We start from the raw sequence: 1,019 nt of genomic DNA, 5'->3' as shown, positions 1-1,019 counted from the left end.
TGTCGAAGCTATGAAGGTTGTTCACCCGGGGCGGTGCTGAGAGGCTGGGGTTGCGAAGCTCCAAACTCTAGCCCGGAGGCCCCGGATGAACGTGCATGAGAATGCGCGGCTGACCCCAGTTGGTCGAGCCCTGATGGTGGAACGGATCGAGCGCGGTTTGTCGGTGGCTAAGGCCGCCCAGGCGTTCGGGATCTCGCGCCGCACGGCCGGCAAGTGGCTGCAACGGCATCGGCGGGGCGGCGAGCGAAGGCTTCACGACCGCAGCTCGGCGCCCCGCCGATGTCCGCGCAAGACGCCTGCCTGGACCATCGACCAGATCCAGGCGTTGCGCCGCCAGCGCATGACCGGTCCAGCCATCGCCCAGGCCCTGGGGCTGGCCCGCTCGACGGTGGGGCTGATCCTGCGCCGGCTGGGCCTGGGCAAGCTGTCGGCCTTGGACCCGAAAATCCCGATCGTCCGCTACGAGCGCGCCGCGCCAGGCGAGATGATCCACCTGGACATCAAGAAGCTGGGCAAATTCAACGTCGAAGGCCACCGCGTCACCGGCGATCGGCGGCTAGGGCGCTCCAGGAGGGCCGGCTGGGACTTCCTGCACGTCTGCGTCGATGACGCCTCGCGCCTGGCCTACACCGAGATCCTGCCCTCCGAAGGCCAAGCCGACACAACCGCCTTCCTGGAGAGGGCCATCGCCTGGCTCGCCCGCCACGGCGTCGCCGTCCAGAGGGTGATGACCGACAACGGTTCGGCCTACCGCTCGAAGCTCTTCGCCAGCGCCCTCCAGGCCGCCGGGGCCCGGCACGTGCGTACCCGGCCCTACACGCCCAGAACTAACGGCAAGGCCGAACGCTTCATCCAGACGTCCTTGCGCGAATGGGCCTATGGCCGTCCCTACGCCTGCTCGGACGATCGCGCCAAGGCCATCAAGCCTTGGACCGACAGCTACAACCTCGACCGCCCACACTCAGGCATAAAAGGCCTCACGCCCTGGCAGCGGGTGAACAACCTTCTTGGAAACGACA

1 protein-coding gene is annotated in these 1,019 nt (G+C 67.5%); it reads left to right on the top strand.

The annotated features are described in order from the left end of the window. Positions 1–85: 85 nt before the first annotated feature. On the top strand, positions 86–1,019 hold a 934-nt coding region (locus DDF67_RS00005), incomplete at its 3' end, for an IS481 family transposase (RefSeq protein WP_109098933.1).

The organism is Caulobacter endophyticus, from assembly GCF_003116815.1.
Classification (GTDB): Bacteria; Pseudomonadota; Alphaproteobacteria; order Caulobacterales; family Caulobacteraceae; genus Caulobacter; species Caulobacter endophyticus.
This window is presented reverse-complemented; position numbering and strand designations above follow the sequence as displayed.